This is a genomic window from Vibrio sp. JCM 18905 (assembly GCF_055393305.1).
Genome location: NZ_AP043880.1, coordinates 1,019,092 through 1,032,614 on the forward strand (window position 1 = coordinate 1,019,092; position 13,523 = coordinate 1,032,614).

General features: G+C 45.2%; 17 protein-coding genes. 9 read left to right on the forward strand and 8 right to left on the reverse strand.

Features of this window, described 5'->3' with window-relative positions; translation table 11 throughout:
• Nucleotide 1: 1 nt before the first annotated feature.
• On the reverse strand, nucleotides 2–472 hold the full coding sequence (gene bcp / locus ACZ5ZC_RS21415) for a thioredoxin-dependent thiol peroxidase (RefSeq protein WP_005380418.1): 471 nt from the start codon (nucleotides 470–472) through the stop codon (nucleotides 2–4).
• 16 nt (nucleotides 473–488) lie between these two features.
• Complete coding sequence (locus ACZ5ZC_RS21420; protein WP_012841515.1) at nucleotides 489–1,031, reverse strand: glycine cleavage system transcriptional repressor; 543 nt, start codon at nucleotides 1,029–1,031, stop codon at nucleotides 489–491.
• 477 nt (nucleotides 1,032–1,508) lie between these two features.
• Here ACZ5ZC_RS21420 and dapA point away from each other — a divergent pair, with 477 nt between their 5' ends.
• Nucleotides 1,509–2,387 carry a 4-hydroxy-tetrahydrodipicolinate synthase gene (gene dapA / locus ACZ5ZC_RS21425; RefSeq protein ID WP_054867202.1) on the forward strand — a complete coding sequence of 293 codons (879 nt, stop codon included), beginning with the start codon at nucleotides 1,509–1,511 and terminating at the stop codon, nucleotides 2,385–2,387.
• Between the two features lie 80 nt (nucleotides 2,388–2,467).
• Nucleotides 2,468–3,487 carry an outer membrane protein assembly factor BamC gene (gene bamC / locus ACZ5ZC_RS21430; protein ID WP_006741687.1) on the forward strand — a complete coding sequence of 340 codons (1,020 nt, stop codon included), beginning with the start codon at nucleotides 2,468–2,470 and terminating at the stop codon, nucleotides 3,485–3,487.
• Nucleotides 3,488–3,593: 106 nt separating this feature from the next.
• Here bamC and ACZ5ZC_RS21435 read toward each other — a convergent pair whose 3' ends face one another.
• Genes ACZ5ZC_RS21435 through ACZ5ZC_RS21450 form a run of 4 tightly spaced genes read right to left on the reverse strand, consistent with a single transcriptional unit; the run spans nucleotide 3,594 to nucleotide 6,012 of the window.
• The gene (locus ACZ5ZC_RS21435) at nucleotides 3,594–3,797 is read right to left on the reverse strand and encodes a DUF2897 family protein (protein ID WP_012841517.1); all 204 of its coding nucleotides are present in this window, start codon (nucleotides 3,795–3,797) and stop codon (nucleotides 3,594–3,596) included.
• Nucleotides 3,794–4,492, reverse strand: coding sequence for a M15 family metallopeptidase (locus tag ACZ5ZC_RS21440; protein WP_047008855.1), 699 nt, complete (start codon nucleotides 4,490–4,492; stop codon nucleotides 3,794–3,796). Before ACZ5ZC_RS21440 ends, ACZ5ZC_RS21435 begins: the two co-directional genes overlap by 4 nt.
• Before the next feature lie 14 nt (nucleotides 4,493–4,506).
• Nucleotides 4,507–5,643 (reverse strand): succinyl-diaminopimelate desuccinylase, encoded by a 1,137-nt coding sequence (gene dapE, locus ACZ5ZC_RS21445; protein ID WP_464932270.1) that lies wholly within the window; start codon nucleotides 5,641–5,643, stop codon nucleotides 4,507–4,509.
• Nucleotides 5,644–5,661: 18 nt separating this feature from the next.
• Nucleotides 5,662–6,012 carry an ArsC family reductase gene (locus ACZ5ZC_RS21450; protein ID WP_047008853.1) on the reverse strand — a complete coding sequence of 117 codons (351 nt, stop codon included), beginning with the start codon at nucleotides 6,010–6,012 and terminating at the stop codon, nucleotides 5,662–5,664.
• A 292-nt stretch (nucleotides 6,013–6,304) separates the two neighbouring features.
• On the opposite strand from ACZ5ZC_RS21450, the gene ACZ5ZC_RS21455 reads away from it, so the two are divergent.
• The gene (locus ACZ5ZC_RS21455) at nucleotides 6,305–6,592 is read left to right on the forward strand and encodes a winged helix-turn-helix domain-containing protein (protein ID WP_005380433.1); all 288 of its coding nucleotides are present in this window, start codon (nucleotides 6,305–6,307) and stop codon (nucleotides 6,590–6,592) included.
• Between the two features lie 34 nt (nucleotides 6,593–6,626).
• On the opposite strand, the gene ACZ5ZC_RS21460 is transcribed toward ACZ5ZC_RS21455, so the two are convergent.
• Nucleotides 6,627–6,959 (reverse strand): DUF4156 domain-containing protein, encoded by a 333-nt coding sequence (locus ACZ5ZC_RS21460; RefSeq protein ID WP_081441201.1) that lies wholly within the window; start codon nucleotides 6,957–6,959, stop codon nucleotides 6,627–6,629.
• Nucleotides 6,960–6,962: 3 nt separating this feature from the next.
• The gene (locus tag ACZ5ZC_RS21465) at nucleotides 6,963–7,316 is read right to left on the reverse strand and encodes a DUF2956 domain-containing protein (RefSeq protein ID WP_041853025.1); all 354 of its coding nucleotides are present in this window, start codon (nucleotides 7,314–7,316) and stop codon (nucleotides 6,963–6,965) included.
• Nucleotides 7,317–7,459: 143 nt separating this feature from the next.
• On the opposite strand from ACZ5ZC_RS21465, the gene ACZ5ZC_RS21470 reads away from it, so the two are divergent.
• The 6 genes from ACZ5ZC_RS21470 (at nucleotide 7,460) to flaG (ending at nucleotide 13,519) form a co-directional block, all read left to right on the forward strand.
• The gene (locus tag ACZ5ZC_RS21470) at nucleotides 7,460–7,945 is read left to right on the forward strand and encodes a DUF2919 domain-containing protein (protein WP_012841521.1); all 486 of its coding nucleotides are present in this window, start codon (nucleotides 7,460–7,462) and stop codon (nucleotides 7,943–7,945) included.
• A gap of 45 nt (nucleotides 7,946–7,990) precedes the next feature.
• Nucleotides 7,991–8,893, forward strand: coding sequence for a Dyp-type peroxidase (locus ACZ5ZC_RS21475; protein WP_464932271.1), 903 nt, complete (start codon nucleotides 7,991–7,993; stop codon nucleotides 8,891–8,893).
• Between the two features lie 149 nt (nucleotides 8,894–9,042).
• Nucleotides 9,043–10,176, forward strand: a complete 1,134-nt coding sequence (locus tag ACZ5ZC_RS21480) for a flagellin (protein WP_464932272.1) — start codon at nucleotides 9,043–9,045, stop codon at nucleotides 10,174–10,176.
• A 263-nt stretch (nucleotides 10,177–10,439) separates the two neighbouring features.
• The gene (locus ACZ5ZC_RS21485) at nucleotides 10,440–11,573 is read left to right on the forward strand and encodes a flagellin (RefSeq protein WP_005393103.1); all 1,134 of its coding nucleotides are present in this window, start codon (nucleotides 10,440–10,442) and stop codon (nucleotides 11,571–11,573) included.
• Nucleotides 11,574–11,861: 288 nt separating this feature from the next.
• Nucleotides 11,862–12,992: a flagellin gene (locus ACZ5ZC_RS21490; protein WP_006741693.1), complete on the forward strand. Its 1,131-nt coding sequence runs from the start codon at nucleotides 11,862–11,864 to the stop codon at nucleotides 12,990–12,992.
• 92 nt (nucleotides 12,993–13,084) lie between these two features.
• Complete coding sequence (gene flaG, locus ACZ5ZC_RS21495) at nucleotides 13,085–13,519, forward strand: flagellar protein FlaG (RefSeq protein ID WP_054868346.1); 435 nt, start codon at nucleotides 13,085–13,087, stop codon at nucleotides 13,517–13,519.
• Nucleotides 13,520–13,523: the final 4 nt, after the last annotated feature.

Here is a 13,523-nt window from a genome sequence, read left to right on the forward strand (position 1 = left end):
CTTATGCGTTTTCGTTCAGGTAATTTAATACGACTTCGTGGTGATCTTTAGTTTTGAACTTGTTGAACACGTGTTCGATCACGCCTTCTTCATTGATTAGAAAGCTAATGCGGTGAAGACCATCGTATACTTTACCCATGAATTTCTTTTCGCCCCAAACGCCAAATTGGTCTGCAACGGCATGATCTTCGTCAGAAAGTAGGGTGAAGTTTAAATCATCACGCTCGATGAATTTGCCTAGGCGTTTTACAGGGTCGATGCTTACGCCAAGTACAACCACGTTGTGCGCATCTAATTCAGCTTTGATGTCACGTAGACCTTTTGCTTGTGTAGTACAACCCGGCGTCATCGCCTTAGGGTAAAAGTAGAAAAGTACTTTCTTGCCTTTAAAGTCTTCGAGAGAAACTGTATTTCCGTCTTGGTCGAGCAAAGAGAAGGCTGGCGCTGGCGAGCCTGCTGTCAGCGTATTCATGGTGATTTCCTTTACTTTATAGTGTGTTTTTAATGAAATTCAGAGAACCTTGTACGTTGAGCGACTGACAAAGTTCATCGAAATCTTCTTGTAATTGCATTAAGTTACAATCCGCACTTACTGATGCGGTAATCGCAATGTGGAATTGGTCCGCATCAAGTTGAATTTTCGACTTACTGATAGTTTGGGCGCTAAGAGAGTCCAAACCAATCTGTTGATCCGCGAAGAACTTAGTAAACTTTTCAGTCAGACCTGGGCGGTCTTCAGACTCAATAAACACTTCCATTGTGTAGCTGTTGTCGAGCAATTCGTGCGCCGACGTACGCTTCATAATCGTAATCAGGTCATGCTCTTGGCCAAGTAGGGGCAATTGCGTCTCTACTCGAGTCACACTGCTGGCGTTCCCAGTTAGGAGCATGATCAGGGTAAATTCACTTCCAAAGATAGCGATACGGCTATCGACTATGTTACAACCGGCTTGAGTAACGAGGTGTACGACTTGGTTACAAATGCCTGGACGGTCCGTTCCAACTGCTGTAAGTACCAGATGTTGCTTCATAAATGAGCTTCTTGTCCTTTCTTCAATAGAGAGATGTTAGCACAGATATTGCGGAGAAATATCGAGTCAGTTCTTTTTTTAGTTTACAAAAAAGCAGGTTGGCTCTTGAGGTGAACGATCGGAGGCAAGCAGTCAACGAGGGAGTTGAGGGAACAAAACGTTTGCATGATGTGCTTGCGTGTTGTTTGGTCTTTTTATTCACTCAGGTCTGACTTGGTGAGCACGACCAAAGAGTATATTTTCCTGGCTTGTGCACTTCAGTATTGTCCAAATCACTGATAGATTCTAAAGTCACTCGAAAGCCCAACACGATTATCAATATTGCCGGTAATCAAACCAAATAGAGCAATTAAGTTGCTAGACCTCTAACAACTGATAATTATTCATTCATTTGTACTTTGTAAGCGAGTTTACGCTCTTGTGTTTTTCAATCGCATTACAGTACCATGCAGAAAGAGTTAAATGAGGGAGATAAACATGTTTTCAGGAAGTATCGTAGCGCTGATTACGCCATTCAAAGCAGATGGCGAAGTAGACTTTGACAGTCTGCAAAAGCTAGTAGAGTACCACGTTGAAGCGGGTACAGACGGTATTGTGGCAGTAGGCACAACAGGTGAGTCAGCGACACTGACCATTGAAGAGCATGTAAAGGTCGTTAATAAAACTGTTGAGTTTGCCGACGGTCGCATCCCTGTGATTGCTGGCACGGGTGCAAATGCAACCCACGAGGCAGTAACATTTAGCAAATTACTGGCTGATTCTGGTATTGCTGGCTTCCTGAGTGTGACACCGTATTACAACAAACCAACTCAAGAAGGTTTGTTCTTGCACTACAAAGCAATTGCTGAAGCGAGTGATGTGCCTCTAATTTTATACAACGTACCAGGCCGTACTGCTGTTGATATGCAGCCAGAAACAGTGGCACGCTTGTCAAAGCTTGATAATATCGTGGCTTTAAAAGATGCAACGGGCGATTTGGACCGAATTGCAATTCATCGTGAACTTTGTGGCGAAGATTTTATCTTACTAAGTGGCGATGATGCGACGGGGCTCGATTTTGTGAAACTTGGCGGCAATGGTGTTATCTCGGTAACAAACAATATTGCAGCTAAAGACATGGCAGACATGTTCCATTTGGCAAGTGAAGGTAAGTATGAAGAAGCAGAAGCGATTAACCAACGCTTGATGACTCTACACAAAAACCTTTTCATTGAAGCAAGCCCTATCCCAGTAAAATGGGCAGCGCAAAAGCTTGGTTTGATTGAAGAAGGTGGTTTGCGTCTTCCTTTAACCACACTTTCTGAAAAATCGCAGCCGATCGTCGAACAGGCGTTAACCGATGCCCATATTTATTAAGATTGAGCTATTAAGATTGAGTTACTAGGATTGAAGTTCATACTGGGGGCCAAAGCGCCCTCGGTGTTTTAGGAGTATAGATGAAGCTTTCAAGCCAGTTAGTGTTAAGTTCATTAGCTGTATTCGTATTGACTGCCTGTTCAGGTGGTGCCAATCAACGTCGTCAAGCAAAAGATGACTTCGAGTATTTGAACTCCCCCAATTTGGGTGAGTGGAATGTCCCGCAAGGCGCACAGCCACAGTTTTACCCGAACTATGAGATCCCTCAGGGTAACTACGCTGGTGGTGTAGGTAAAGATGTCGACATTCGTCCACCTCAACAAGTCCTAGAGCTTATTCCTGGTGCACGTCTGGACCGCAGTAGTGATGGTGAAGTGACACTTTGGCTACTTCGTAAAGATGAACTAGACAAGGTTTGGCAAACCGTACAAAACATGGTCGCGGCCAACGAGATTCCAGTTGAAAGCCAAACGGATTCTCGTATCGAGACAGGTTGGGTGACGTGGGATTCGCCAGACGAAGAGCTGGAAATTGGTAGCCGATATGAGATCGTACGTGCTGAAGCAAATGGTCGACACGGCTTTAAAGTGAGTCTTATTGACTGGCGTGAAGGCAATCAAGTGAAAGAAGTAACGGCGACCAACCGTGAGCGCTACAATGTGTTCATGACGAACTTGGTAACCGCTCGCTACGATCAAGAAGTACGTGAAGAAGCACAACGTAAAGCGCAAGAGTTGGTTAAACAGATCCCAATTACAATGGGTAAAGACCGCAGCGGGCTTCCTGTGATTGTCGCGCGTGCGCAATACAACATGCTTTGGCAACGTCTGCCTAATATTCTACCTAAGATGGGCTTTAAGATTGAAGAGCGTAGCCAGTCTCAGGGCACAATCACAGCGAAATATGCGTCTCCGGATGATGAATTCTGGAACGATATCGGCGTTAAACCAGTGGAGTTAGACGCTGGTAAGTACACATTCTTACTTGGTGATTTAGGCAACCGTACGTCTATCAATATTACGGACTCCTCTGGTAAGCCAGTAGAAGAAGAGTTTTTGAAATCACTAGCGCCTGTATTGGCTGCGACGGTGAAGCAGTAACCAAAGCGAACTTAACGCGATACGTTTACACAATAATTAAAAAGGGACCCAGTGGTCCCTTTTTTGATGCTTATATTCGGCGTGTCGAGATAAAGTCGGTGTGTAACTAACGAGGCTCGTCTTTGTTGCTCTCCTCGTCAGCGGAGCGCTGTTTATCCAACGTGTTCAGCTTATCTAAATCGTTCTTACGGCTTTTATCCATCTGACCAAACTTCATTTTTGCGGTGTATTTGAGTGCGGCAATGTTACCAATGACCACGCTCAACACTACAATGATAATGACCCAAGGATTGGTGAGTATTTCTATCATAGAGCCTCCGGCGGCGTGATATTGTGAATAAATTTGGCAACGACGTTATCTAAATTATTCAGTATGACGTCAATCCCTGCAATGTTGTCGGTCTGATTCTGCTGAATCAACTGGCTTCTGAGTACATCAAGCGTCAACTGCTCGAGGCACTGTTGCCCGACAGTGCGGTGGCTAATGTGCCAAGGCTCAATCGAAACGCCACCTAAATCTTGCTGATAAGGGAAGAAGAAGCCGAATCGACCAAGGTTGGCTTTTAACCATTGGTAGAACGCTTGCTGGTGGCCTTCAATGTACTCCCAAGGTTCCAGCTTGAGTTTGGTGTCAGTAGGCAATAAATTGCGCGCATAGACATCAAAATCACAACCCCAATGATGACGACTTCCTCCAGGCAGTGCCGACCAGCGCAAAATGGCCATCAACTTCTCTTCGTCATTTAACTCTGCTTTGTTTAAAGGGCGGGAGTTGACGTCGAGAATTGGCAACTCACCAGAAAACTTCCCGTTCCAGATCGCTTTTTGGCGGTTGAAGTCACGAAAACCACTGGCGATTTCCATTTTAAAACCTGCTTCTGTTGCCGCTTCAGTCATCTTTAGCAGATCGTCAGCTACTTCAGGGTGGAGTAGAAACGCTTTTTGACCCACTAAAGTGGATTGCAGATGAGAATCTGTGGTGCCGGTGAGTTGCTCTGGTGTCATGGTGTTCTCGCTGATTACTTCACTAACAGGTGTTTCAACGTGTTCTCGTACATGTCAGTCAACTTTTCTAGATCGTCCACTTTCACGCATTCGTTCACTTTATGAATCGTAGCGTTAACAGGGCCTAACTCTACGACTTGACCACCCATTCGAGCGATAAAGCGACCATCAGACGTACCGCCAGTTGTAAGTAGGGCTGGCTTCGTATCATTCACTTCGGCAACAGCAGCAACAACTGCATCTAGCAGCGCGCCTGTATCGGTCAGGAATGGGTCGCCGTTGAATGTCCATTTTAGGTCGTAGTCCAGCTCATGCTTGTCTAGTGTTTCGGTAACACGCTGAACAATTGCGTCATTGTTAAGCTCAGTACTAAAACGTAGGTTGAACTGAACATGGAACTCGCCAGGAATGACGTTAGACGCACCAGTGCCAGCCGATACGTTCGGGATCTGGAAGCTGGTTGGTGGGAAATAATCATTTCCTTTGTCCCATTCGGTTGTTGCGAGTTCATGAATCGCGAGTAGAGACTCGTGCACTGGGTTATTGGCTAGGTGAGGATAGGCCACGTGGCCTTGTGTTCCTTTTACCGTTAAATCGCCCGTGATAGAACCGCGACGTCCATTTTTCACCACATCGCCAACTACTTCGGTACTGGATGGTTCACCGACGATACACATGTCGATATTTTCGCCACGTGCCATCAACGTTTCTACAACACGAACTGTACCATTGATAAATGGTCCTTCTTCATCCGACGTAATTAGAAAGCCGATTGAGCCTTTGTGGTCTGGGTTTTCTTCAATGAAGCGTTCGACAGCAACGACCATAGCAGCTAGCGACCCTTTCATGTCCGCTGCACCGCGACCGTGTAGGTAACCATCAATAATAGTTGGTTCAAACGGATGTGTATCCCAGTGCTCCAGTTTGCCAGCAGGTACCACATCGGTGTGGCCAGCGAACGCAAATAGTGGCGCTTCTGAACCACGGCGAGCCCAGAAGTTCGTGGTGTCTTCAAATACCATCACTTCAATTTCAAACCCGAGTGCTTTTAAGCGCTCGATCATCAAATCCTGACAACCTGCGTCTTCCGGCGTTACAGATTGTCTACTGATCAGATCTTTAGCAAGTGCCAATACTGGACTGTCTGTCATCCTTGAGTATTCCTTTATTTAAGAGTTGAAAATGGTAGCGTATTGATCAGCTTTAAAACCGATATGAAGTTGATCATTCACTTTTAAAATTGGGCGCTTGATCATCGCCGGATTTTCTACCAAAAGAGCGATCGCGTTTTCTTCGTTAAGCGTGTCTTTTTGTTCTTGTGTCAGTTGGCGGTAGGTCGTGCCACGTTTGTTGAGCACCTGTTCCCAACCTAAAGCGCGACAAAATTCGCTTACCATAGCTACATCAACGCCTTGCTTACGGTAGTCATGGAAGTCGTAAGCAATATCCTCAGCTTCTAACCATTTTTTGGCTTTTTTGATCGTATCGCAGTTGGGAATACCAAACATGGTAATCGACATAGTGTTTCCTTTTTTCTTTGTTCTATTTTTCACTGGCGCGGTTAAGACGCACTTAAGTGATTTGGGCTGCTATAGCATCCTATCAAGAAGCAATCAAACTGACAAAATGCGGTGGAAAATATTTTCAGATAGATTGAGATAACTGATGTTACGTAACTTATTTACGATGAATGCACTATAAATCGAATAAAAAATCGTCTAAATCAAATGGAAAAGTCGAGTTATTGATCAAACGCAACATCTCGCTGAGCAAAAACGAAATAATGAATCAGCACAATTTTAGGAGGTGTCAATGGAATTGAGTCCTGTTTTTGCAAGGCGGCTATATTTGGCCTTGTTGGTGGAAAACCTAGAAAGGCCGAATGTGCCAAAGTTGATCGAAAAAACGGGGTGGCCTCGTCGTACAATTCAAGATGTACTCAAGGCGTTACCTGGGATCGGCATTGAACTCATATTCGTTCAAGATGGCCGACGTCATAATGACGGCTATTATCAACTTTCAGATTGGGGGCCTTTTGATAGCCAATGGGTTCTAGAGCGGGAGAGAGATATCGCTAGCAGTCTTGGATTTCGTGCATAAGCCAGCAATTGCTGGCTTTTTTCATATTCAGGCGTCACCCATTACAGCGGTAAGCGGAGCCCAGTACGCTAAATGAGGTGATAAAATCTTGTGGGGAGACCATAAAAACGGTATCCGCATCGATAGCCGCTGCATTGTTTTTTAAATCATTCATCGCACCTTGCATCATCGCGTCATTAGTCATAAAAATGTAGTTATACCAATGACCCTCGCTTCCGGTGACTTCGCCTTTGTATTCGCATCGATCAGGGTTGAACTGAGCGTCAATGCGAATATGAACATCTTGGCTTTGAGCATGAGTAAGGTGAGAAGGCATCGTGCAACCAGAGAGAAGTACGACAAAAAGTCCAAGTAACAGGCGTCTCATCAGCTATTTCCCCAATACTATGTAAGCAGCAAAGCCAATCCAGCTCAGAGCGAGCAGTATCCAAGGCAGTTTGCTTGATGCATGGTTTGGCGCATCGTCGGTGATGTTGTCTTGTTCGATAGTCTCTTCATGCTGACGTTGCTTTTCACGTTGCTGTTTTTTCTTTGCTTTATCGGCTTGACGATTGCGCTCTTTCTGCTGCTTCTTATATTGAGCGATGCCTTTTTCGATACCTTGAGCGATAAGCTTGGTTTGCTCTTTGGTTTGCCCCGGTTTCTGCGTGGATTTGGCAATTCTCATCGCTTCGGCTTGAGTTTCTTGAGAAGGCGCTGGGGTAGCTGGAGTTCTTTTTTTCATGTTTCTCATCAACGTCATTGTAAATCTTTGTTTAGTTTACCTGTGTAAGATGATGAAATGAACTTTAGTTCTCATCTTTGCTGGCTTGCAACTCTGAAATGATAGGTTAAAGTGGCGTTTTATCACATTAAGAAGAAGATGTTGTGCGCTACTCGTTTGACCAATATGACGCCCATGGATTTTTAAAAGCGCCGATTATTTTATGGTTTGGATGGATGTTTCTTGTGCGTTCATGGGTTGTATTTGCGATGGCAGGCGTAAGTCGTGATAGTGGCAGTAAGCTACTCGCTATTGTTTACCCAGACTCAAGTACGCTGTATTTGGGGTTGGCTATGGGCATTCCAAGCCTGCTTCTCATGTGGTTGATGGGGCTCCGTCACCCCGATAGAGGATGGGTAAACAGAATTACTCGCTATGGTCGAGAGATCACTTTGATCTTGTGCGGTATCCAACTGGCTCAGACCATGTATCATGTGTATCTGGAACATGGTGTATTCAACTGGGCAAACGCCCTTACCATTACCTTATTAGCTTGGTTTATGATCTATCTTCTAAATGGAAGATGGGTAAAAGACTGTTTTCATGTGCCACAATTGGAGCGCAATGAAGAGCAGCCTTCGAAGAATTAAAAACAATAACTTCCCACACCGGGGCAAAGTATAGAGGAAACCTCAATGTCACAAGCTCAAACGGCGATCGTGCCAGAAGCAGGGCCATTTGCACTGTACACTCAACTTAAAGTGAACCAAAACCGTGAAAACGTATTGGATAAGCTGAAAGCACTACCAAAGTTAGTGGAAGAGTTAAATATTACCCAGCCAGGCGCGGCGCTGACCCTTTCTATCGCATTCACAAAATCGTTTTGGCAACACCTCAATGTAGACGCGCCAGAAGAGCTTATTGATTTTACTCAACTTGGCGAAGGGGACATCGTAGCGCCTGCAACGGATGTTGATGTGCTGATTCACTGTCACTCTACTCGTCACGACTTGCACTTTTATGTTCTGCGTAAGTTCCTAGAAGAGACGGCAGAAGATGTCACCATTGTGGACGAAACGTATGGGTACCGTTACCTTGATGCTCGCGATATGACAGACTTTATTGATGGGACAGAAAACCCGAAAGGGGAGGCTCGCACTGATGTGGCTCTAGTAAAAGAGGGCCCATTTGCTGGAGGTAGTTATGTCATGGCTCAACGCTTCGAACATAACCTTGCCGCTTGGAATCGCTTGAATGTCAAAGCGCAAGAAAAAGTGATTGGTCGTACCAAACCAGACTCTATCGAGCTAGAAGACGTTCCTGCTGCATCACACGTTGGTCGCGTTGATATTAAAGAAGAAGGAAAAGGTCTCAAGATTGTTCGTCATAGCTTGCCATACGGGACGGTGACAGGGCCTCATGGCCTGCTGTTTATTTCTTACTGCAATACACTTCATAACATTAAAGTGATGCTAGAAAGTATGTACGGCGTGACAGATGGTAAAACAGACCAAATGCTTCGTTTCACAACAGCGGTAACTGGTGCGTACTTCTTCGCGCCTTCGCAAGAAATGCTCGCAGAGCTAGCCATCAAGTAAGTTCTCAGACTTCATTTCTTAAGCCCTCTAATTGGAGGGCTTTTATTTTCTTCTTTTCTATTCCACAGACTTTTTCAAAAAAGACTAAACCTTTCGATTATTTGGTCGATAAGTATCCAAAGCCTTAATTTATTTGGAGTCTGTGTCTCTTGGCTATCACCGTTAATACCAATGTTGCAGCACTTGTCGCACAACGTCATTTGACCAGTGCAACGGATATGCTGAATCAATCCATGGAGCGTTTGTCTTCAGGGAAGCGTATTAATAGCGCAAAGGATGACGCTGCGGGTCTGCAAATCTCCAACCGCTTGCAATCACAAATGCGTGGTTTAGATGTTGCGGTTCGCAACGCGAATGACGGCATTTCCATCATGCAAACTGCGGAAGGCGCGATGAATGAGGTGACTAATATCATGCAACGTATGCGTGATTTGTCGCTACAGTCAGCCAATGGTTCAAACAGCAAAGCGGAACGCACTGCACTGCAAGAAGAAGTGACGGCACTTAACGATGAGCTAAACCGCATTGCAGAAACGACCTCCTTTGGTGGACGTAAACTGCTCAATGGCAGCTTTGGTAAGTCGGCATTTCAAATCGGTGCAGCGTCAGGTGAAGCTGTGCAAGTTGAATTAAAGTCGATGCGCAGTGATGGCATTGATATGGGCGGCTTTAGTTACATTGCAAACGGACGTGCAAGCTCTGATTGGAAAGTAAAAGACGGTGCGAATGATCTTAGTATGTCATTTACGAATCGTTTTGGTGAGACGGAAACCATTCAAATTAATGCCAAAGCTGGCGATGATATCGAAGAGCTTGCGACTTATATCAATGGTCAAACTGACAAAGTCAAGGCATCGGTGAATGAAGAAGGTCAGTTACAGCTATTTATGGCTGGAGAAGAAACTTCAGGCACTTTATCGTTTTCAGGTGACTTAGCGAGTGAACTGGGGTTACAGCTAAAAGGTTACGATGCGGTTGATAACATCGACATTACGTCTGTCGGTGGTGCGCAACAAGCCGTGGCCGTCCTAGATACTGCGATGAAGTACGTTGATAGCCATCGTGCTGAGTTAGGCGCGTATCAAAACCGCTTTAATCACGCGATCAATAATCTCGATAACATCCACGAAAACTTAGCCGCTTCCAACAGTCGTATCCAAGACACTGACTACGCGAAAGAAACCACGCAAATGGTGAAGCAGCAGATTTTGCAGCAGGTCAGTACTTCTATTCTTGCACAAGCAAAACAAGCGCCCAACCTAGCATTAACCTTACTTGGCTAATGATCGATCTCGCTCGAATTTAACGTAAAACCTGCCTGTATCGACAACTCGAAAAGAAGCTTTAGCGAAAATTTGACGTTTTTTTGCTTTTTTATCTGCTTCATCACGATTCCTTCTCCAAATGAACTTTTTTCAAAAAAATCCAAAGAATTCCCTAAAGAAATCAGTTTGAGCGCCGTTAATAAAAGTAACTTTGAGAGAACTACTTGGTTTTCCGAGACGTCGGAAACCGCTATACCGGAAAATCAATTGGAGAAATCACCATGGCAGTGAATGTAAACACTAACGTATCAGCGATGACCGCCCAGCGTTACCTAAACAACGCAAACTCAGCTCAACAAACTTCTATGGAGCGTTTGTCTTCGGGTTTCAAAATCAACAGCGCAAAAGATGACGCTGCGGGTCTACAAATCTCGAACCGTTTGAACGTACAAAGCCGTGGTTTGGATGTGGCGGTTCGCAACGCGAACGACGGTATCTCAATTGCACAAACCGCTGAAGGTGCAATGAACGAGACCACTAACATTCTTCAACGTATGCGTGATTTGTCTCTACAATCAGCAAACGGTTCAAACTCGAAATCAGAGCGTGTGGCGATTCAAGAAGAAGTGACCGCGCTAAATGACGAACTAAACCGTATCGCAGAAACCACTTCTTTCGGTGGTAACAAGCTGCTAAACGGCACACACGGTGCGAAATCGTTCCAAATCGGTGCGGATAACGGTGAAGCCGTGATGCTTGAGCTAAAAGACATGCGTTCAGACAACAAAATGATGGGCGGTGTGAGCTACCAAGCTGAAAGTGGTAAAGGTAAAGACTGGAACGTTGCTGAAGGTAAGAACGACCTAAAAATCAACCTAACGGACAGCTACGGTCAAGAGCAAGAAATCAACATCAGCGCAAAAGCAGGTGACGATATCGAAGAGCTTGCGACTTACATTAACGGTCAAACTGACCTAGTGAAAGCCTCAGTAGACCAAGACGGTAAACTGCAAATCTTTGCTGGCAACAACAAAGTCGAAGGCGAAGTCGAGTTTTCAGGCGGCCTATCTGGCGAGCTAGGTTTGGGCGAAGGTAAAAAAGTAACAGTAGATACTATCGACGTAACCTCAGTTGGTGGCGCACAAGAATCTGTGGCTATCATCGATGCGGCACTGAAATACGTAGACAGCCACCGCGCAGAGCTGGGTGCATTCCAGAACCGTTTCAATCATGCAATCAGCAACTTGGATAACATCAACGAGAACGTGAACGCGTCGAAGAGCCGTATCAAAGATACTGACTTCGCGAAAGAAACGACTCAAATGACCAAGTCACAAATTCTATCGCAAGCGTCAAGCTCAATCCTTGCGCAAGCGAAACAAGCGCCAAACTCAGCGCTAAGTCTGCTAGGTTAATTTCAAACCTAAGACGAGAACCTCATTGGCTCGTGGTGAGAGATGAGCGAGTAAACCCAGCTTCGGCTGGGTTTTTTTCTGTTTGTTTGGGACTCAGGATTTCTGCGAATCATGACATTAGAGCTTCATCACATTTCAGTAAGCCAAAGAAAATAATCGCAAAAAATTGAAAATTTCTTCTAAAGGATATTCATCGGTCGCCGTTAAAGGGACTGAGAGAAATGAGATGTACCTAAGTGAGGTGAGAGACACGACGGTACATTCACTAAAGCCTTAAGGAGATCAATTATGGCGATTAACGTTAATACTAACGTTTCTGCGATGACTGCACAGCGTTACCTAAACCAGGCTGCTGACGGTCAACAAAAATCAATGGAGCGTTTGTCTTCGGGTTATAAAATCAATAGCGCGAAAGACGATGCTGCAGGTCTACAGATTTCAAACCGCTTGAATGCACAAAGCCGTGGCCTAGACATGGCGGTGAAAAACGCAAACGACGGTATTTCTATTGCACAGGTTGCTGAAGGTGCAATGAATGAATCTACCAACATCCTACAACGTATGCGTGACCTATCGCTTCAATCTGCGAACGGTTCTAACTCAAAAGCAGAACGTGTTGCGATCCAAGAAGAAGTAACAGCGCTAAATGACGAGCTAAACCGTATTGCTGAAACTACCTCTTTCGGTGGTAACAAGTTGCTGAACGGTACATACGGTACGCAATCTTTCCAAATTGGTGCAGACTCAGGTGAAGCAGTTATGCTTTCTATGGGTAGCTTGCGCTCAGACACTTCTGCAATGGGTGGCAAAAGCTACGCAGCAGAAGAGGGTAAAGATGCATCTTGGACTGTTGGTGAGAAAACTGAGTTCAAAATGAGCTACACCAACAAACAAGGTGAAGAGAAAGAGCTATCGATCAGCGCAAAACAAGGCGACGACATTGAGCAGCTAGCAACGTACATCAACGGTCAAAACGATGATGTAAAAGCGTCTGTTGGTGAAGATGGCAAGCTACAAGTATTTGCTTCTTCTCAAAAAGTTCAAGGTGATGTTGAGTTCTCTGGCAACCTAGCGGACGAGATCGGCTTTGGCGGCCCGAAAGACGTAACAGTGAAAGACATCGACGTAACAACAGTAGCAGGCTCTCAAGAAGCCGTGGCTGTTATCGACGGTGCGCTTAAGTCAGTAGACAGCCAACGTGCGTCACTTGGTGCTTTCCAAAACCGCTTCAACCACGCAATCAGCAACCTAGACAACATTAACGAGAACGTTAATGCGTCTAACAGCCGTATTAAAGATACTGATTACGCGAAAGAAACCACTGCGATGACTAAGTCGCAAATTCTTCAGCAAGCAAGTACTTCAATCCTGGCTCAAGCGAAGCAGTCTCCATCTGCAGCGCTAAGCTTGTTGGGCTAAGTGGTTGACCCAGCCTGAGGTAAACACCTTAGTGCTGGGGCACCAAAGCGATAGGTTCTATCGTTAGCCCATAAGGTGGAAGGGAGATTGTAATGGATATATCCTCCTACGCATCGAACATCCAGCCTTACGGCACGCCAAGTGGCACAAAGTTTGCAAATAAAAATGGCAATGATATAGGCACGTCTAGCCCAGCAAATTCAAATGGTGAGGTTTCGCAGCAAAAAGCGAAAGACACCGAATACGACTTCTCTGTTCAAGCAGCGATCGAGATGGCAGAAAGCCGTCAAGAGCTGAACAAAGAAGAACGTGAAAAATTGGTCGCGCAAATGAATGAGTTTGTGATGTCCATAAACAAAGGAGTCGCGTTTCGAGTGGATGAGGAATCCGGGAGAGATGTGGTGACGATTTACGAAGCCAAAACGGGCGACGTGATTCGTCAAATTCCTGATGAAGAAATGCTAGTGGTATTGCGTCGCCTAGCTGAGCACACAGCCAACAGCGGGTTGTTGACTGAAAAAGTGTAAGTCG